We start from the raw sequence: 18,760 nt of genomic DNA on the forward strand, positions 1-18,760 counted from the left end.
TTTCCTTGTTATATTTTTTTAGCACTCCAACAACGAGTGGTATATTTTATACTAAATTCTTTAGGAAGTCTTTGTGAAATTTTATCACTAATTTTATTAAATAATTCATTTCCTTCTTCTGTCTCCAAATCCCAATAAGGATTTTTAACACTTTTCCACGCATTAATATAATTTTCGATACTTTGATGAAAATAAAAATCTTCTTCAATATAGACAATATTATCAAAAAGATCCTTGCGGCTTTCTATAATTGGTCTTTGATCTTCTCTTCTGGTTCCTCTAGTATAATTTGGTACAAATTCTATGATAGTATCTTCAGCTATTTTTTGTATAGGATCATTTAAATCTCTATGATTCCACATACAAGAAAAATATCCCTCTGATTTTAACAGACGATGTGTTTCCTTCAAGGCTTCATTTCTATCCATTACATTAAAACTACTACCAAAAGTCACCCAATCAAATTCGCTATTTTGGAGTGTCGAATTCAAACCTGTTGCTCTAACCCATTCTATCTTTTCACCTTTAGTTCTTTCTATACCAATTTCACGCATAGCATCATTTGGTTCTACAGATACTACCTTACATCCTCTTTCTAAAAGCATGATACTTAAATTTCCAGTTCCTGCACCAATATCAGCTACTTTAATATCGTTTTTTCCGACTAAACTTATCAACATATCTATAGTCTTTGGAGCATAATTTGGTCTATAGCTATAAAATTTAGCATGTTTGGTATAATCCCACACTTGTTCTACTAGTTTTTGCATTTTGTTTCCCTTTTTCTATCTTCGACAAGCTTGATAAAAAAAAGGGAAAATATTTTATGCTTTTCTAGCTGTCCATGCCCTTATTTTATAAGGAATTTCTATACTCTGCATATGAGAAATTTTAGACTCAATCATATCTAAAATTTCTTTCCATCTTTTTTTACCTGCTTGTGCTTGTATATCATTTACAGAATGCCAAGCTCCAAGATAACGATCTTTATCCCAAAGCTCTTTATAATCACACTCCATAAAAAAGCAGTCTACGAAATCTCCTGTTGAAACAAGAATTTCTTCCCATTTTTTAACATTTTGAGTACCACTACTTACACGAGCAAGCTCTGGAATAATATGTTTAATCTCCTTTTCAATTTCATCAAAAACCGAACCCTCTACAATGTGGCGAGGATTCCAAATCGCAGTGAAATACCCCCCCCTGTTAATATACGATTAAATTCCGGAAGAGATTTTTTGGGATCCGTCCAATGGAAAGAACTGGCCATGATAACCCAATCAGCTTGATTGTCTTTCATCCGAGTTTCTTCACCGCTTCCTTGGTGCCAAGAAATATTCGACAAATTTTGTGTAAATTTTCGCCCTTCTTCACGCATATTATCATTTGGTTCTATGGCATCGATTTGACACTCAAACATTTCTCCTAGCATTTTGGTAAGCTTTCCTGTGCCAGCACCCACTTCAACAATATTTAAATTTTTAATATTTTTATTTTTGTCATTGATACAAGCTATAAGCTTTTCAAGCAAAAATGGACTGTAAGCAGGTCTATTGTGATAATGCTTTGCTACCTCTGTAAAATCCCCCTGTTTCATAGCATTTCCTTTCTCTAAATTAAAGTATAATTATATCTTTATTTGTTTAATTTATATTATTTTTTTATAATTCTATATCTTTATAAAAATATCTTCTTTTCTATACAATTTTATTCTTTTTCATCTAATTTTTTACATATTTTTTCAAATTCTTGATAGTATTTCCAAGAAGCTATAATATTGGGATGAGATTGTTTAACATTATTTAATTCTTTGTTAAAAATTTCTTTAAATTCTAATGCCAAAGTTTTATTTTTGCTAAAATATAATAATACATCTTCCTCTTTCATCATTGAATCTTCTGTATGTTCGATTGTTTTGTGAATTGCTTGCAGAAATTCATAGAGATAGTTTTTAATTTGTTTAAAGAAAAGAGTATTTTTTTCTAGTTTTTCCAAGTCACTTTTATCTATATATACGCTCATATCGTTTGATAAATCGTTATTTAAAATCTCATTTATAATATTGATTTTTTGCGAGTTTTTATGAGGTCTATCTAAAATAATAGCAATGCTTGTAGAAGTATCAATGCTAGCATTTGGATTATTGTTGGGAGACTTAATGGAAAAGATGTTGCTTAAATCTTTCTGATTTGCATATAAGGTAATGGGAAAAAGATAGCGTATATATCCTCTAAATTCTTGAATTTTAAATAAATTTTCACTTTCTTTTAGACAAGGTGGAGTAAAGCCAAATCTAAAAGCTAAATCTTCCATTGTTTGAAAAGCATTTTTTGTTTTAATTTTTTCCATATCTAGATAATATATATACTCTTGATTGAAATATTTTGATAGATAATTTATGATAAAAACACTGTAATTTAATTCTTCCAGATTAATTTTTATTTCAGGTTTTTTATGGTTTAAAAAATTAATATAATTTCTATAGTCATAAGTTAGATCAAATTCATTTTGAAAGTTTCTTTGAACTTTACTCCAGTCTCTTCCCCAATTATGTTTTAAAATTCCTATCGGATCACGGATTCCACAGATCACTTTTGAATGAGGATCCAATAAAGCCAAATACTTTTCAAGATTAATTATATTTAGTTCCGAAATGTTTATGGCTTGATCGGATATATTTTTATCATTTAGGCACATGTAATTAATACAATATCTTTCCTTTGCGTCATAGGGTAACATCCAAGAAGCAAGACAAAAAACATTACATGCTTCATTCAGGTATCTTAAAAAGGCTGCAGCACCTACGCCATGTGGAGAAATATAGATAAATTTATAATGTTTAGGTAAGGGTAAATTTAAATCCCAAGCTAATTCTGCACAATGCCTACTTGCATCTGTATCGATATAATTTGGATTTAGTAAAGGTGGATAAGGGTGATTGGTATAATTTTCTTGAAATTCTTTAGAATTTAGCCATTCGCAGATGATTTCAATATTTTCTAAAGCAAAGTTATAAAAATTTTCATTATTTGAATTTTTTAATGCTTTAAGTAGAATTTGTGCCTGATCAGGACTTAACATTTGTTTTAAAATTTTTAAAATTTGTTCCAAGATATCCCTCTCCCTATCTTTTTTAAATTTATTTTTATGTGTTTAAGGCTTGCAAAATTCTATCGACTTTTTCATCAAGTAAATCAAGCTTAGAATTATCCAAGATAAGATCGGCATTAGGCTCATCATAATTTATATCTATGCCCACTACATTAGATATTTTCCCACTTAATGCTTTACTATAAAGCCTTTTTTTATCACGCTTCTTCAACTCTTCGATATCGCACTTAATATAAATTTCATAATAGTTTTTTAAAGTTTTCCTATTATATCTATAAATTTCATCCCACATGGAAATAGCACTTACGATAACTAACATATTCTGAGAGCTGAGAAAATGTGCAAATTTTGAACGTTTTATAGATACTTCAATACGACTTTGTTTATCATATTTATAATATCCTAAAAGCTCTCTAAATTCATCACCGTCAAGATAAATAATGTTGTCATATTTTTCTTTTAATTTTTGATATAAAGCTTCTGCAATGCAGCTTTTTCCACTTCCCGCTAGGCCAGTTAACCAAATAACTCCACCTTTTGTGATAAATTGCATTATTTTCCCTTTAAAAATTTATTGTGTTATACTAAAATCTATTTTAAAATTCTAACAAAATTAAACTATAATTAAAGCAAAAAATAGCTAAAATTTTAAAATTACTTATAATAAAGAAGCTTAAAAATGGAATATAAAAGATTTAAAACAAGACAAATTAAAGTAGGTGATGTTTTAATAGGTGGTGATGCACCTATTTCAGTACAATCCATGCTTTTTACTAAAACAAGAGATATTGAAGGATCTTTAGAGCAACTCAATCGCCTTTATTTTACAGGAGCTAATATCGTGCGTTTGGCATGTTTGGATATGGCGGATGCAAGAGCTTTAAAAGAGATTAAGGCAAAAAGTCCTTTGCCTTTGATCGTAGATATACATTTTAATCACAATTTAGCTGTATTTTGTGCTGAATTTATTGATGGAGTTCGTATAAATCCAGGCAATATAGGCTCAAAAGAAAATATTAAAGACGTGGTAAAAGCTTGCAAGGAGCGAGGTATTCCTATACGTATAGGCGTAAATCACGGTTCTATAGAAAAAGAATTCAGTGATAAATATGGATATGGCGTAGACGCAATGCTAGAAAGCGCGTTGTATAATATCAAGCTTTTAGAGGATTTGGATTTTTTTGATATAAAAATTTCAATGAAAACCTCTGATGCTCAAAAGACCATAGAAGCCTATGAAAGATTAAGACCGCTTTGTGATTATCCTTTTCATTTAGGAGTAACAGAAGCAGGGACTAAATTTCATAGCACAATAAAAAGTTCTATCGCTTTGGGAAATTTGCTTCTTAAAGGTATAGGTGATACCATGAGAGTTTCAATGACGGGTGAGCTCGAAGAAGAAATCAAAGTTGCAAGAGCAATTTTACAAGATAGCGGGGTGCAAAAAAGTGGAGTTAATATCATCTCATGCCCAACTTGTGGAAGAATTCAAAGTGATTTAATCAGTGCTATTAAAATCGTAGAAGAAAAAACTAAACATATTAAAGAGCCTCTAAATATCAGTGTTATGGGCTGTGTTGTTAATGCTTTAGGTGAGGCTAAGGGCGCTGATGTGGCTATAGCTTTTGGAAAAAATCAAGGACTTGTTATAAGACATGGAGAAGTGGTGGCAAAACTCAAAGAAAATGAGCTTGTGGATAGATTTTTAGCTGAAGTAGAAGATGAGGTTAAGAGTAGAGAGATAAAAGAATAGATTTTATTTTAATTATAGATATTTAAAATAAAATCGCAATAAAATTTAAGTCCTTATTTTAAGGACTTAAATTATAAGTTTATTTAAAAAGGCCATATAGCTTCTATGACTTTGCTTCCCCAAGGTTTTCTAGTGCTTCTATCCACTTCACCTTCAGTTTTGTAAAGAATTTTTGCATCTGCTATATATCTACTATCTATAGTATTATCTTGACCGATATCATAAGGACGAATCACACCGCTAAGTTGTATGATTTGTTTTTCTCCATTGATCAAAAGCTCTCTTGAACCCTCAATAAAATAATTACCATTAGACAAAATTTTAATCACGCGAGTTGAAATCGTAGTGTTAAAACTTTCATTGCGACTTTGAGTGCCTGTTCCTTGGTAGTTGTTAGTACTATTGGTTTGAAAGCCTATATTAGAATAAGCATTTACTTTATCGATCGCAGTTCCAAGTAAGCCACTTCCACCTGTTAAAGCTCCTCCTCCTAAATTGGAAGTATTGGTTCTACTTGTGGCCTTATTGGCTTGAGTGCTTTGAGTAGTGCTTTCTTGGATAACCACAGTAACTAAATCATTTACATTCATTGCTTTTTTATCAGAGAATAAAGGATTATCGCCTTTTCCAAAAAGCGATCCAGGAGAAGTTTCTACATTGTTGCTTTGTTTAGGTGCAAGCTCTTCTACATAAGCAGGAGGTTTCATAGAAATTTGCGGATCTACTGTTGCAGAACATCCAAAAAATGCAAAAGGTAACACATAGAATAAAACTTTTTTCATTTTCGTCCTTTAAATGATGAAATTTCATTTTTATTTGTTAAAATAGTTTTTCAAGTAAGTATAAAGCAAAGAGTGTTCCACTTTTTAAAACCAAGGAGAAAATAATGGCAAATCTTTATTTGATGAGATCTAGGAGTGATGAGTTAAATACATTAGTCACCACGAAATTATTGAAAAACTATAGCAAGATATATAAAAATATAGCTATTTACTGTCCTGTGATTTATGTACATCGTATCCCTGTTTTGCAAGGATGGCTTGAGGAATTTGATATTAAGCAAACTTTGAAAAATGCTTATAGTTTTACTTTTAGAGAAGCTATGGAAGAATTTAGCAAAGATCCGCATAGTTTTTTCAATACTATCTTAGAAGAGTATGAGGAATTAAATCGTAAATATGATTTTGTTCTTGTTAATAGTTTTTGCGAATTTGGAATACTTGATGGTTTTGATTTGAGTATAAAATTGGCTAAAAATCTTAACACTCCTATAGCGGCTATTATTAATAATGAGGATAAATTAATAGCTCAAAAATATTTTGATGAAGCTTTAGATGGTAGAGATTATGCTTTGATTAGTGAAAATTTTAATTTTGAAGAAATGCATAAGTTGCAAGCTTATGATTTTATGACTCCGCATCGTTTTAAATATGAACTCATTAAAAAAAGTGTTAAAAATAAAAAAACCGTTGTTTTACCAGAAAGCAATGATGAAAGAATTTTAAAAGCAGTTGAAATTTTACTTAAAAGTAGTGTAGTGGATCTTATTTTATTGGGCGATGAGCAAGATATCAAACAAAAAGCCGATGAATTGGCACTTGATTTAACCGCAGTAAAAATACTCAATCCGCTTCATTCAGAATATAACGAAGAATTTGCCACTTTGTTATATGAAGCAAGAAAATCTAAAGGAATGAGCCTTGAAGAGGCTAAAGAATTGGTTAAAGATAGGACTTATTTTGGAACCTTGTTGATACATAGTGGGAAAGCTGATGCTATGGTAAGTGGAGCATCTACTACGACAGCTGAAACTATTCGTCCTGCGCTTCAGATTATCAAAACTCAAGAGGGTGTTGACTCTGTTTCGGGAATTTTCTTTATGGGGCTTGATGATAAGGTTTTAGCTTTTGCAGACTGTGCTGTAAATCCAAATCCAAATGCCGAGCAACTCGCCACTAGTGCTTATGTAAGTGCTATGACTGCAAAGTCTTTTGGTATCGAGCCAAGGATAGCTTTGCTTTCTTATTCTAGTGGAGATAGCGGTAAGGGTGAGAGTGTAGATCTTGTTAAAGAAGCTTTAAGAATTGCTAAAGAAAAATATCCAGAATTAAATATCGATGGCCCTATGCAATTTGATTGTGCTTATGATCCTAAAACTGCTGCTAAAAAAATGCCAAATTCTAAGATAGCAGGTAATGTAAATGTATATATCTTTCCTGATCTTGACGCTGCAAATATTTGCTATAAGGCTGTGCAAAGAACAGCAAATGCTTTGGCAATCGGTCCTATTTTGCAAGGACTTAAAAAACCTGTAAATGATTTAAGTCGTGGATGTTTGGTTGATGATATAGTAGATACGGTTATTTTAAGTGCTATACAAGCACAATAAGAAAGGAAAGTGAATGAAGATTTTAGTTTTAAATTCAGGCTCTTCATCTGTTAAATTTAAATTTTTTGATGATAAAGTGGTTAAAGCCAGTGGTTTGGTAGAAAAAATTGGAGAAGAAAAATCAAAAGTCATACTAAAAAATGCCTTAAATGATGAAACATTCGAAAGAGAACTTCCTATAAAAAATCACGAACATGGATTGCAAATTGTCAACGAGCTTTTTAAAGAATCTGGAATTTTGGAAGATTTAAATGCTTTAGATGGCTGTGGTCATCGCATAGTGCATGGAGGAAGAAATTTAAGCGAGCATTGTTTAGTGGATGATTATGTTCTTAAAGAGATAGATAGGGTTAGTATTTTTGCTCCTTTGCATAATCCTGCGCATTTAGCAGGTATAAAAACAATGATCAAAGCTGCACCTAGTGTTGCTAATGCAGCTATTTTTGATACAGCTTTTCATCGCACTATGCCTGATTTTGCTTATATGTATGCTTTGCCTTATGATTTTTATGATAAGCACAATATAAGAAGATATGGTTTCCATGGTACTTCTCACGCTTTTGTGAGTGCTAGGGCAGCCCAATTACTTGGAAAAAATAAAGAGGATTTAAACGCAATTTCAGCACATCTTGGAAATGGTGCGAGTGTTTGTGCTATTGAGGGAGGTAAAAGTATAGACACTTCCATGGGTTTTACTCCTCTTGAAGGTCTTGTTATGGGAACTCGCTGTGGTGATTTAGACCCTGCAATTTTGCCATTTATTAGCCATCTTAAGGGTTTAACAATAGAAGAAATTGATACTTTGCTTAATAAAAAAAGCGGACTTTATGGAATTTGCGGTTCTAACGATTTTAGAGATATAGGAGCAAAAATCGAGCAAGGTGATGATAGGGCACGTTTAGCTTTTGATATGTTTTGTTATCGCCTTTTAAAATATATAGGGGCTTATTTTACGGTTTTACCTAGAACTGACGCTATTATTTTTACAGGCGGTATAGGTGAAAATGCTGTTTTAGTTCGCCAAAAAGTTTGTGAAAGATTATCTCATCTTGGTGTTGAGCTTGATATAGAATTAAACAACAAAAAAGCAAGCTGTGAAAGAATGATTAGTACTGCCAATTCTAAGGTAAAGATTTTTATCGTTCCTACAGATGAAGAACTTGAGATTGCCAGAATCACAGAAGAGTTGATAAACAAAAGCTAAGAGCTTTTGTTTTAACCCAAATTTAATTTTCTTTAGATAGTATTTTAAACTAAAAATTTAAAAGTGTAAAAATATGAAAAAATTTAAAGATTTTAGTTGTAATTTTCTTTTTAAGATATCCGATCAACCTGTTCTTTTGCGTGATTTGCTTGAGGCTAATGCTTTGTTTAATGATGGAATGCTTGTGGATCCTTCCAAGCTTAATTTTAATTTTAAAATTTTAAATTCTTATATATATTTTGGAATTTTTTGTGCTTTGGTTTTATTACCATTATTACTCATTACGCATTATCTTTTTACTCGCCTTGATTTTCATATCAGTATTATCAGCGCTGTAGCGGTTACCGCATGTGTTTTTATTTCTTATGATATTTTTAAGGTTTATGCTCGTAAAATGATTTCAAAAAAATTAATACAAAAAGCATGGGCTTTGCACTTTCCTTATTTTTCATATGAAAAATATTCTATTATGGCTGGAAATTTTTATAAAGAAGCCTTAAAAGAAGAAATTCCAAAGGCAAATTTAGAACAATATGTTTTAGAAAAAATCATTCATTCTAAATAATCTAAAATTTGATTTTGAAAGCGCATGATTTCTAAGCGTCTTTTTAAATCTTTATTTTCTTCATCAAGTACGCTTTCTTCTACTCTTAAAGTGGCAATTTCTCGGCTAAGATAGTAAATTTGATTTCTTATATAAATTTGTGGTACAAATAAAACAAGAGCAAAGCTGACAAATAATACGGCAAAAAGTAAGTGATTGAAATTGAGATTTTTATCTTCTTTAGTAGCATTACTAAATCCTTCTAGTAATACATTTTTAACCTTTTGTGTATCTTCATCATGTTCTGTTTTAATGGGTTGAATTTCGGATTTTTCAATCTCTATTTTTACTTCTTGAGTTTGTATTTTTTTTTGTAAATTTTCTAGACTTTGTTTTATATCGGGTTTTGGGTCAGTTTGCGTGGGTTGAATCTTGTTATTTTGTATTTTTTTGATTTCTATTTGCTTGTCTGTATGCAAATGTTTTTCTTGAGTATTGTGTGTGTTTTTATTTTGTATACCTTGAATTTCTTTTTTTTTCAGAAAAGAAAAAAGTTTTTTTGTTTTTTTCTTTTTTGATTCTTGATTTTTGTTTTTTTCTTTTATTTTGGAAAAAATTTTTTTAGCTAAAGACTGCTTTTCTTCCAATTTAACATTTATCAAATCTTCTTTTAAGTATATATTTGATTTTTTTGTATATTCTAACTCATAGTCTTCTTCTATTTCATCCAAGAAATGATTTGAGCGTTTTTTAAAGCGGCGTCTTAAAATATCATCACTAGAGATTTCTTCTTTTAAATCATCATCTAAAGGCTTACCTTGATTAACAGCGCGAGAAAATTTAAGCATTTTCTGGCGTATGTTTTGTTTTTCTTTTAAGAAATCATCATCTAGCATTATTTTTCCATATTTTTAAAATGAAACAGGCGCATTTTTGCACAACTTGAACGAGAATTAATCATAATTTCTTCTTTGCTTGGAGTTATAGCTTTTTTGCTTATAATTTCTCCTAAAGAATGATTGTTTCCACATTCGCACCTAAAAGCTCTTTCATCACAGATACAATTTTTAGCCCATTTTTTAAAATAGTTTTTTACTATCCTATCTTCTAAAGAATGAAAGCAAATGATAGCTAGAATACAATTTTTTAATTTAATTTTTTCTAATTTTTCTAAAAAATTTTTTAAAACTTCAAGTTCTTGATTGACTTCTATTCTAATAGCTTGAAAAACTAGGGTTGCTTTAGAAACACTTCTGTGATTTTGTTTTGTTTTTCCTATTATTTCGTAAAGTTCTTTAGCACTTTTTATTTTATTTTTTTGTCTTTCTTGGCAAATTTTTTGAGCGATAAAGTACCCATCATTTAATTCCCCATATTTTTTGAAAATATCACTCAATTGCTCTTGGGTATAATTATTAATAATCTCAAAAGCTGAAATTTTAGCATCTTGATTCATTCTCATGTCTAAAAAATCAGAATGAAGATTAAAGCCTCGTTTGTTATTGTCAAGTTGATAAGAAGATACTCCAATATCAGCTAAAATGCCTTTGAGATCGTTCAGTTTATCGTGTGAAATTTGGTCTAAAATTTGACTAAAATTACTTAATACAAATTCTGTTCTATCTTTAAAATCATGAAGACGCTTTTTAGAAAATTCAAGCGCTTCTTTGTCTTGGTCGCATGCTATAAGTTTAAGGTTTGGATGATCTTTAAGTAAGGATTCGCTATGGCCACCAAAACCCAAAGTACAATCTAAAAAATATCCTGAGTTTAGTTTTTCAAATGCTTGATTTACCTCATTGAGCAAAACGGGAATGTGTGGAATTTTCAAATCCTATATCCTATAAAATTTTTATAAGCTATAATTATAACGAAATTTTAACTAAAATCAAAATGAAAATATTTAACAAAAAACCACTAATTAAACTCTAATTAAACACTTCTGCGATAAAATATGTAGTTTAATTTTTATCAAGGAATGATATGCTTACTTGGATGCAACATCACAAAAAATATCTTGTTGTTACTATATGGATTAGCACCATAGCTTTTGTTGGAGCTGGGTTTTTAGGTTGGGGTGCTTATGATTTTAATCTTAATAGAAGTTCGAGTGTTGCTGTAGTTGGAGATGAAAAAATCAATTATAATGAATTTAATGTAAGATATAATCAGATTTTTAATTATTACAATCAAATTAGCAACGGTGGCTTAAATGAGGAGAGTGCTAAGCAATTGGGAATTGAAAATGCTGCATTAAGCTCTTTGGTTGAAGATAAGCTTTTGTTAAATTTTGCTAAAGATTTGGGATTAGGTTCAAGTGAAAATGAAGTTATTCAAGCACTTGCTGAAACTAAAGCCTTTCAAGATCCTTCAGGTGATTTTAATAAAACAATTTATTATGAACTTTTGAATGCAAACAATATGACTCCAAAAGAATATGAGAAAACTCTTTCAAATGAAATTATTATCGGCAAACTAGAACAAATATTCAATCTCCCTCAAACAGATGAAGAGTTGAAAATGCTAGGAGCTAGTTATTTTATGCAAGATTCTTTAAATATAGCAAAACTAGAGCAAGATAAAGAAAATATAAAAGTTAATGAAGAAGAGCTTAAAAAGCTTTGGAATGAACACAAAGAAGATTATAAGACAAAAAAAGTATATGAGATTTCTACTTATTATCTACCGGTGGATATGCAAAAAATTGATGATAGTAAGCTAGAAGAATTTTATAATAATGAAAATAATAAATTTAAATATAAAGATTTTAGTGGCAAAATCATGAGTTTTGAAGCTGCTAAAAAGGATGTTGCTAAAGATTATGCTTTAGCACAGCTTAAAAACATAGCTAATGCTAAATTTTTGGAATTGAAAGAAGGTAAAGATAAATTCCAAAAGGATGAAAATATCACAGATTCAGATGTTTACTATCCACTTGAGGCTTTATCTCGGGCAAAAAATGGAGATGTGTTAAGACCGAGTGAATATCAAAATGGTTATATTATTATCAAGCTTAACAAAACCAATCCTGTAAGAACTAAGACTTTTAATGAGGCTAGAGAAGAGCTTATGCCTATTTATATCAGCGAACAGGTGAAAAAGAATTTAGAAGAAAAAGCTAAGCAAAATTTAGAAAATTTTAGCGGAACTAATATAGGTTTCGTAAGCAGGGATACTGTAAGAAATGATGCTAAAATTAGTAATATATTAAATGAAGCAGAATTTAGTTATTTTCTAATGAATGTTTTTAATTCTGATCAAAATCGTTCTTATGTTATTTTAAATGAAGATAAGGCTATACTTTATAAAATTAATAAGCAAAAGCTTGATATGAATCCTGAAAAATTTCAGCAATATCGCACAATGCTTAATCAAAATTTACAAAGTTTAAAAGCTAATGAAATGAAGCAGGAGTTAATCGAAGAGCTTAAAAAAACATATCCAATAAAAATTTATTATAAAGGTAAATAATTTTGAATATATTAGGAATTGACTTAGGTTCAACACAAACTTGTGCCATTGTCGCTCAAAAAGATGAGGAAGGTTTAAAAATTATTGGTTTTGCAAAAGCAAAAACCAATGGTGTAAAAAAAGGCGCTATTACCAATATCGAGCTTGCTTCAAAATCGATCGAGGAAGCAGTTAGAAATGCAGAGATGATGAGCGGTGTTCATTATGATAAAGTAGTGGTTTCTATTTCGGGCGCTTATACTAAAAGTGTTGATAGTATAGGTGTAGTAAATATACCAAATCATGAAATAGGCATCAAAGAAATTCATCGTGCGGTAAGCACAGCCAAACACACTGCAAATCTTCCGAGTGGTTATGAAATTATTCATGTTTTACCTTATAATTTTAAGGTAAATGATTTAGAACATGTAGATGATCCTTTGGGTATGAGCGGAAATCGCTTGGAGGTTTCGACTCATATAGTTATTTCTCAAGAATCTCATATTAAAAATTTAAAAAAAGCTGTTGAGTTGGCTGATTTAAGAGTTGATAATATAGTCCTTTCTGGCTATGCTTCAGCTATAGCTTGTTTAGATGATAGTGAAAAAGAACTAGGTGCTGTTTTGATTGATATGGGTGGAGCGATCTGCGATATGGTTGTTCATACTGGAAATTCAATTCGTTATAATGATTGCTTGCAAATTGGATCGATTAATATTACTCAAGATTTATCGATGGCTTTGCACACTCCTTTAAAAGAAGCTGAGAAAATTAAATTAAATTATGCAGCCCTTTCTCAACAACCTAATGCATTGATACAAATTCCTTCTATGGGAGATGAAAGAAAAGTAAATGAAGTTTCTTTAGATATCATCTCAAATGTAATCTATGCAAGAGCTGAAGAAACTTTAATGATTTTAGCCAAAATTTTAAGCGACAATCGTTATGCAAATAGCATAGGGGGTGGCGTTGTATTAACAGGCGGAATGACTAAATTAGCAGGTATTGATGAATTAGCTCCTGCAACTTTTGATAATCGTTCTGTTAGACTTGCTACTGCTAGAAAAGATTTAATTACTGGGTTTAGTGAAATTTTTAATGATCCTGAAAATACTTGTGCTATAGGACTTTGTTTATATGGTGCGGGTTATTTTACGCCTTATGAACTTGATTCAAATGAAAAGTTAAGATATAAAGGGGAGATAGAAAATTATAACCGCCAAATTAGACAAGAAATAATTCCACAAAAAGAAGTGGAAAATGAAACAAAATCTGATTTTTTTGGCGAAAATTTGCAAGAAAATGATACAATAATAATACAAGAACAATTAGATTTTAAAGAGCCAAAAGAGAAAAAGCCTAGTGTTTTTTCAAATATTTGGCATAAAATAATGAATCAATTTTAACAAGGAGAAAGTTTTTATGAGCGAATTTTTAGTAGAAGAGATGCAACATAATAAAGGCGCTAAAATTAAAGTTATAGGCTGCGGTGGTGGCGGTGGAAATATGATTAATCATATGGTCAAGATGGGCTTAAATGACCTCGATTTAATCGCGGCTAATACTGATGCACAAGCTATTTCAAATTCATTAGCAAAAACCAAAATTCAACTTGGCGAGAAAAAAACAAAAGGCTTGGGTGCGGGCATGCTACCAGAGGTTGGAGCAGAGAGTGCTAGAGAAAGCTTTGAAGAGATTAAAGCTAGTCTTAGCCAAAGTGATATCGTTTTTATTGCTTCAGGTTTTGGTGGTGGCACAGGAACGGGTGCTACTCCAGTAATCGCACAAGCAGCTAAAGAAATAGGTGCTTTAACTGTTTCTGTTGTAACTATGCCTTTTGCTTTTGAAGGGAAACAAAGAAAAAAACTTGCTGAAAACGGACTCCTTGAATTGAAAAAAGAAAGTGATTCTATCCTTGTAATTCAAAACGAAAAGCTTTTAAGCATTATCGATAAAAAAGCAGGAATTAAAGATGCTTTTAAATTAGTTGATGATATTTTGGCGCGTGCTGTTAAGGGTATGGTGTCTATACTTTTAGACAATGGTGATATCAATGTTGACTTTGCTGATGTTAGAACCATAATGAGCCATCGTGGTTTAGCGCTTATGGGCGTAGGCAGTGCTAGCGGTGAAAATGCTATCGAAGAGGCTCTTTCTAATGCCATAGAATCTCCATTATTAGATGGTATGGATATTAAAGGAGCTAAAGGGGTTATTTTACATTTTAAAACAAGTTCTAATTGCTCTTTAATTGAAATTTCTGCTGCTGCAAATAATATAGAAGAAATTGTTGATGAAAATGCAAAGATTATTTTTGGTTCTACTACAGATGATAGCATGGAAGATAGGGTAGAAGTGACCATTATTGCCACAGGATTTGAAGATAGAGACAGCATAGCTAAAAAAGCCGCTGAAGAAGCTGAAACTCCTAAGAAAAATCCTTATTTAAATCTTAGAAAAGTAAGTGGTGGTTTTGATGAAGAGATAATGGCTCAAATTGAAACTCCTACTTTCTTACGCCGCCAAATGGACTAAAATAGAATATTTTTAAGCAAGATTTTTACTTAAGTCTTGCTTTTTTAAAATTTTTACTATTTATTTTAAAATATTTTTTACCCATATTCCTAGAAAGAAAACTCTTATTTCTTGGGCAAAGAGATGAATGTTGCTGCTTTTTAAGCGATTTAATGATACTTTTGGTTTTTTAGTATAATTCCTTGTAAAAACACAATATGATGCAAATTATCATTCAGTATTTTATTTCTACTTGCTTAATCCCCTAAAATTCATTCTTTTTAAAAGTTGGAACACTCTTTGCTTTATAGATTAAAAATATCAAAATTTATAGGTGAAAAATATGCAAAATGGATATTATCAAGCAACGGGTGGGATGGTAACTCAGTTTAATAAACTTGATGTTATTACAAACAATCTTGCCAATATTAACACGAGTGGTTACAAAAGAGATGATGTAGTAATTGCAGATTTTAAAAGGATTTTTAAAGAAACTCAGGATGAGTTGCCTATAGAAAATCACACAAGAGATGCATCAAGATTTGTCAATACTACCATAGATGGCGTTCCTCAAGTTTCTCAAGGATATACAGATTTTAGTTTAGGTTCTTTAAAAACGACTAATAACCCTTTGGATTTGGCCATTACTAGAGAGGATGCTTTTTATTTAGTTCAAACAAAGGATGGTGAAATAAGATTAAGTAAAGATGGAAATTTTCAACTTAACGAAGAGGGATATTTAGTCAATAAACAAGGATATAGAATTTTAAGCAGTGATTATTTTAATAATCCTCAAAATGCAGGAATTCGTCTTCCTAATGGTGCGGTTTATATCAATGTAGATAAAAACGGAAGTATTGAGGTAGATGGCGTTCAAAATGCGAGATTATTTATCGCTCAAGTAGATGATATAAGAGCTTTGCAAAAAGATGGGGATAATGTTTATAGGATAGATGATTTAACGCGTATTAGAGATTTGGATAATTCTAATGCAGTGCGTCAAGGTTTTTCTCAAGGCTCTAATGTCAATCCAGTAACCGAAATGGTAGGACTTATAGAGGCAAATAGAATGGTAGAAATGTATCAAAAAGTTATGACAGCTCATATGGATGACTTAAACCAAGAAGCTATCAATAAACTTGCAGCCGTTAAATAAAATAATATAAAATAAATTAAAGGATAAAAAATGATGAGATCACTTCATACTGCTGCTACGGGAATGGTAGCGCAGCAAACACAAATTGATGTTACTTCAAACAATATTGCAAATGTTAACACAGCAGGTTTTAAAAAGGGTCGTGCTGAATTTGCTGATCTAATGTATCAAGTTATGAAATACGCAGGAACTTCAACTTCAGCCACAACACTTTCTCCATCGGGCATAGAAGTGGGTATTGGTGTGCGTCCAACAGCAGTGACAAAGGTTTTTACTGAAGGTAATTTAAAGGCTACAAGCACAGATAGTCTTGATATGGCAATTGCGGGAAATGGTTTTTTTCAAATTCAACTTCCTGATGGCACGATAGCTTATACAAGAAATGGACAATTTACAAAAGATAATGAGGGAAATATCGTTAATGCAGATGGTTATAGACTTTTACCTGAAATGACTATACCAGAGGGTGCAACTGCGATTAATGTGGCTACTGATGGCACAGTTTCTGTAATGCTTCCAGGAGAACAACAAGAAACACAAATCGGTCAAGTTGAGCTTGTACAATTTATCAACCCAGCTGGACTTCATTCTATGGGAGATAATCTTTATCTTGAAACAGGGGCAAGCGGTGCACCTGTAGCAGGTATAGCAACCCAAGATGGACTTGGAACAATAAGACATGGCTTTATAGAGTTAAGCAACGTGCAGCTTGTTGAAGAGATGACAGATCTTATCACAGGACAAAGAGCTTACGAAGCAGGTTCAAAAGCTATTACGACGAGTGATGATATGCTTGGAATTGTCAATCAATTAAAAAGATAATTTAAATTAATTATATAAATTTATGGTATTTTTATGCCATAAATTTTTCTCATATTAATTCACTTAAAATTTCATGTACTTACTAAAATCATGGTATAAAAATGAAAATAAATAATATTCTGCTGCAATAATAATTTTTAATTCTTTTTTGAAAATAAATTTATATAATATCAAAGATATGGATTTAAGAAATTTATCAATAAATAAAGCAAAGCGTTTAAAAATTTACGCTTTGCTTTTTATTTAGCAAGAATAGCAAGTTTTAAATTCGTATGCAGTTGGACGCGCTTCAACAGGCCAAACTTGAGTTTCAAATTTCAAATGTTGATAATCATCTATAAAAATATCGCTCATTACAGGTTTTAAGAAAGCGTTGTAACGAATTAAAGCTTCAAGACTTCCTCTTAGAGTGTGTGGTAGTTGCTCTATGCCTTTTTCACGAATTTCATCTAAAGTAAGATCAAATAAGTTTTCATCCATAGGTCCTACAGGAATGGTTTTGTTTTTGATTCCATCAAGTCCTGCCATTAAAAGACTAACAAAAGCTAGATAAGGATTAGCGGTGCTATCAGGGAAACGAATTTCAACACGAGCTGAATTCTTACCTATACCATAAGGCACGCGACAACTTGCACTTCTATTTTGGCAAGAATAAGTTAAAATACAAGGAGCTTCAAAACCTGGAACTATTCTTTTGTATGAATTTGAGCTTGGATTAGTAAAAGCTGCAACAGAACGAGCATTTTTTAAAACCCCACCTATGTAATTAATAGCAGTTTGGCTAAGTCCTCCATAACCTTCTTTGTCATAGAATAAATTCACACCATCTTTCCATAGACTCATATGAACATGCATACCATTTCCATTGTCACCATAAAGAGGCTTTGGCATAAAAGTTGCAGTTTTGCCATTTAAATGAGCTACCATTTTGACAATATATTTGTAGATTTGTACATTATCTGCAGCCTCCACAAGTGTGCCAAAATTTACTCCAATTTCCGCTTGCCCTTGTGCAACTTCGTGATGGTGAACAAAGGTTTTAAGTCCTACTTTTTCAAGAGTTTGAACCATTTCAGAGCGAATATCTACCAAAGAATCTATAGGTTGAACAGGAAAATATCCGCCTTTGTTTCGTGGACGATGACCTGTATTGTAGCTATCTGCGAAATCTTTATCATCATTCCACTCTCCTTCTTCTGTATCCACTTCATATTTAGAACAATGAGTTGTATCTACAATTTTTACACTGTCAAAAACAAAAAATTCATTTTCAGGCCCAAAATAAGCAGTATCAGCTATGCCACTATTTTTAAGATGTTCCATTGCTTTTTTTGCTATACTTCTTGGACATTTTTCATACATTTGTCCTTTATAAATGTCATAAACATCGCAAAAAACTATAATAGTAGAATCAGCTGTAAAAGGATCTAAAAATGCACTTTGCGCATCAGGTTTTAAAATCATATCTGATTTTTCAATAGGTTGCCATCCATGAATTGAACTACCATCAAATGGAATTCCTGCTTCAAAAGTTTCTTCGCTAATTGCATGAAGATTATAGGTGATATGATGCCAAGTTCCTATCATATCAGTAAAGCGAAAATCTACAAAAAGAACTTCGTTTTGTTTACAAAAATCAAAGAATTCATTAACATTGTTAACAAATTTGCCCATCTTTTACTCCTTCTTTAAGATAATTTATGAAAATTGTATCATATTTTTTTTAATTCAGGTTTAATTAATATATTTTTTTAATCATTTTTTGAAATTTACTTACAAAACTATGAAAATTTAAATTTATATTTTCATTTTAGATA

Annotated in this window: 16 protein-coding genes and 1 pseudogene; 9 read left to right on the plus strand and 8 right to left on the minus strand. The window is 31.1% G+C overall.

Annotated elements, in window-relative coordinates; all coding sequences use genetic code 11:
- Positions 1–8 precede the first annotated feature (8 nt).
- From CCO88_RS00665 to CCO88_RS00680, 4 genes and pseudogenes are all read right to left on the minus strand, one after another.
- On the minus strand, positions 9–770 hold the full coding sequence (locus tag CCO88_RS00665; protein WP_002781602.1) for a class I SAM-dependent methyltransferase: 762 nt from the start codon (positions 768–770) through the stop codon (positions 9–11).
- A 54-nt stretch (positions 771–824) separates the two neighbouring features.
- Positions 825–1,597: pseudogene (locus CCO88_RS00670) on the minus strand (class I SAM-dependent methyltransferase).
- A 110-nt stretch (positions 1,598–1,707) separates the two neighbouring features.
- The gene (locus CCO88_RS00675) at positions 1,708–3,111 is read right to left on the minus strand and encodes a DUF2972 domain-containing protein (RefSeq protein ID WP_002781600.1); all 1,404 of its coding nucleotides are present in this window, start codon (positions 3,109–3,111) and stop codon (positions 1,708–1,710) included.
- Positions 3,112–3,145: 34 nt separating this feature from the next.
- The gene (locus CCO88_RS00680; RefSeq protein WP_002781598.1) at positions 3,146–3,664 is read right to left on the minus strand and encodes an adenylyl-sulfate kinase; all 519 of its coding nucleotides are present in this window, start codon (positions 3,662–3,664) and stop codon (positions 3,146–3,148) included.
- A 126-nt stretch (positions 3,665–3,790) separates the two neighbouring features.
- Between CCO88_RS00680 and ispG the strand changes: the two genes are divergently transcribed.
- The gene (gene ispG / locus CCO88_RS00685) at positions 3,791–4,864 is read left to right on the plus strand and encodes a flavodoxin-dependent (E)-4-hydroxy-3-methylbut-2-enyl-diphosphate synthase (protein ID WP_002781595.1); all 1,074 of its coding nucleotides are present in this window, start codon (positions 3,791–3,793) and stop codon (positions 4,862–4,864) included.
- Positions 4,865–4,947: 83 nt separating this feature from the next.
- Here the strand turns inward: ispG and flgH are convergent, their stop codons facing one another.
- Positions 4,948–5,646: a flagellar basal body L-ring protein FlgH gene (gene flgH / locus CCO88_RS00690; RefSeq protein ID WP_002776446.1), complete on the minus strand. Its 699-nt coding sequence runs from the start codon at positions 5,644–5,646 to the stop codon at positions 4,948–4,950.
- A 101-nt stretch (positions 5,647–5,747) separates the two neighbouring features.
- On the opposite strand from flgH, the gene pta reads away from it, so the two are divergent.
- The 3 genes from pta (at position 5,748) to CCO88_RS00705 (ending at position 9,022) form a co-directional block, all read left to right on the plus strand.
- Positions 5,748–7,253, plus strand: coding sequence for a phosphate acetyltransferase (gene pta / locus CCO88_RS00695; protein ID WP_072217742.1), 1,506 nt, complete (start codon positions 5,748–5,750; stop codon positions 7,251–7,253).
- 13 nt (positions 7,254–7,266) lie between these two features.
- Positions 7,267–8,457: an acetate kinase gene (locus CCO88_RS00700; RefSeq protein ID WP_002814330.1), complete on the plus strand. Its 1,191-nt coding sequence runs from the start codon at positions 7,267–7,269 to the stop codon at positions 8,455–8,457.
- Positions 8,458–8,530: 73 nt separating this feature from the next.
- Positions 8,531–9,022: a hypothetical protein gene (locus CCO88_RS00705; protein WP_002776453.1), complete on the plus strand. Its 492-nt coding sequence runs from the start codon at positions 8,531–8,533 to the stop codon at positions 9,020–9,022.
- Here CCO88_RS00705 and CCO88_RS00710 read toward each other — a convergent pair.
- Both CCO88_RS00710 and rsmH read right to left on the minus strand, forming a co-directional pair.
- Complete coding sequence (locus CCO88_RS00710; RefSeq protein ID WP_002806684.1) at positions 9,010–9,897, minus strand: hypothetical protein; 888 nt, start codon at positions 9,895–9,897, stop codon at positions 9,010–9,012. The two genes, CCO88_RS00705 and CCO88_RS00710, sit on opposite strands and share 13 nt — an antisense overlap.
- Positions 9,897–10,832, minus strand: a complete 936-nt coding sequence (rsmH, locus tag CCO88_RS00715) for a 16S rRNA (cytosine(1402)-N(4))-methyltransferase RsmH (RefSeq protein WP_002781583.1) — start codon at positions 10,830–10,832, stop codon at positions 9,897–9,899. The genes CCO88_RS00710 and rsmH overlap by 1 nt, the downstream gene beginning before the upstream one ends.
- A 152-nt stretch (positions 10,833–10,984) precedes the next feature.
- Between rsmH and CCO88_RS00720 the strand changes: the two genes are divergently transcribed.
- From CCO88_RS00720 to flgG, 5 genes are all read left to right on the plus strand, one after another.
- Positions 10,985–12,472, plus strand: a complete 1,488-nt coding sequence (locus CCO88_RS00720) for a peptidylprolyl isomerase (protein WP_002787401.1) — start codon at positions 10,985–10,987, stop codon at positions 12,470–12,472.
- A complete protein-coding gene (gene ftsA, locus CCO88_RS00725) occupies positions 12,469–13,857 on the plus strand; it encodes a cell division protein FtsA (RefSeq protein WP_072212064.1) in 1,389 nt (462 codons plus the stop codon). Before CCO88_RS00720 ends, ftsA begins: the two co-directional genes overlap by 4 nt.
- A gap of 16 nt (positions 13,858–13,873) precedes the next feature.
- Complete coding sequence (gene ftsZ, locus CCO88_RS00730) at positions 13,874–14,986, plus strand: cell division protein FtsZ (RefSeq protein WP_002781577.1); 1,113 nt, start codon at positions 13,874–13,876, stop codon at positions 14,984–14,986.
- A gap of 322 nt (positions 14,987–15,308) precedes the next feature.
- Positions 15,309–16,121, plus strand: a complete 813-nt coding sequence (locus CCO88_RS00735) for a flagellar hook-basal body protein (RefSeq protein ID WP_002776464.1) — start codon at positions 15,309–15,311, stop codon at positions 16,119–16,121.
- A gap of 30 nt (positions 16,122–16,151) precedes the next feature.
- Positions 16,152–16,943 carry a flagellar basal-body rod protein FlgG gene (flgG, locus tag CCO88_RS00740; protein WP_002776471.1) on the plus strand — a complete coding sequence of 264 codons (792 nt, stop codon included), beginning with the start codon at positions 16,152–16,154 and terminating at the stop codon, positions 16,941–16,943.
- 243 nt (positions 16,944–17,186) lie between these two features.
- Here the strand turns inward: flgG and glnA are convergent, their stop codons facing one another.
- Positions 17,187–18,617 carry a type I glutamate--ammonia ligase gene (gene glnA / locus CCO88_RS00745; protein WP_002781574.1) on the minus strand — a complete coding sequence of 477 codons (1,431 nt, stop codon included), beginning with the start codon at positions 18,615–18,617 and terminating at the stop codon, positions 17,187–17,189.
- Between the last annotated feature and the right edge of the window lie 143 nt (positions 18,618–18,760).

It is taken from the genome of Campylobacter coli LMG 9860 (assembly GCF_000254135.1).
In the GTDB taxonomy this organism is placed as follows: Bacteria; Campylobacterota; Campylobacteria; order Campylobacterales; family Campylobacteraceae; genus Campylobacter_D; species Campylobacter_D coli.

Coding starts and splice junctions, on each gene's coding strand:
- CCO88_RS00665 (WP_002781602.1), bottom strand. CDS start 770: ATGCAAAAACTAGTAGAACAAGTGTGGGATTATACCAAACATGCTAAA.
- CCO88_RS00680 (WP_002781598.1), bottom strand. CDS start 3,664: ATGCAATTTATCACAAAAGGTGGAGTTATTTGGTTAACTGGCCTAGCG.
- ispG (WP_002781595.1), top strand. CDS start 3,791: ATGGAATATAAAAGATTTAAAACAAGACAAATTAAAGTAGGTGATGTT.
- flgH (WP_002776446.1), bottom strand. CDS start 5,646: ATGAAAAAAGTTTTATTCTATGTGTTACCTTTTGCATTTTTTGGATGT.
- CCO88_RS00700 (WP_002814330.1), top strand. CDS start 7,267: ATGAAGATTTTAGTTTTAAATTCAGGCTCTTCATCTGTTAAATTTAAA.
- CCO88_RS00705 (WP_002776453.1), top strand. CDS start 8,531: ATGAAAAAATTTAAAGATTTTAGTTGTAATTTTCTTTTTAAGATATCC.
- CCO88_RS00710 (WP_002806684.1), bottom strand. CDS start 9,897: ATGCTAGATGATGATTTCTTAAAAGAAAAACAAAACATACGCCAGAAA.
- CCO88_RS00720 (WP_002787401.1), top strand. CDS start 10,985: ATGCTTACTTGGATGCAACATCACAAAAAATATCTTGTTGTTACTATA.
- ftsZ (WP_002781577.1), top strand. CDS start 13,874: ATGAGCGAATTTTTAGTAGAAGAGATGCAACATAATAAAGGCGCTAAA.
- CCO88_RS00735 (WP_002776464.1), top strand. CDS start 15,309: ATGCAAAATGGATATTATCAAGCAACGGGTGGGATGGTAACTCAGTTT.
- flgG (WP_002776471.1), top strand. CDS start 16,152: ATGATGAGATCACTTCATACTGCTGCTACGGGAATGGTAGCGCAGCAA.
- glnA (WP_002781574.1), bottom strand. CDS start 18,617: ATGGGCAAATTTGTTAACAATGTTAATGAATTCTTTGATTTTTGTAAA.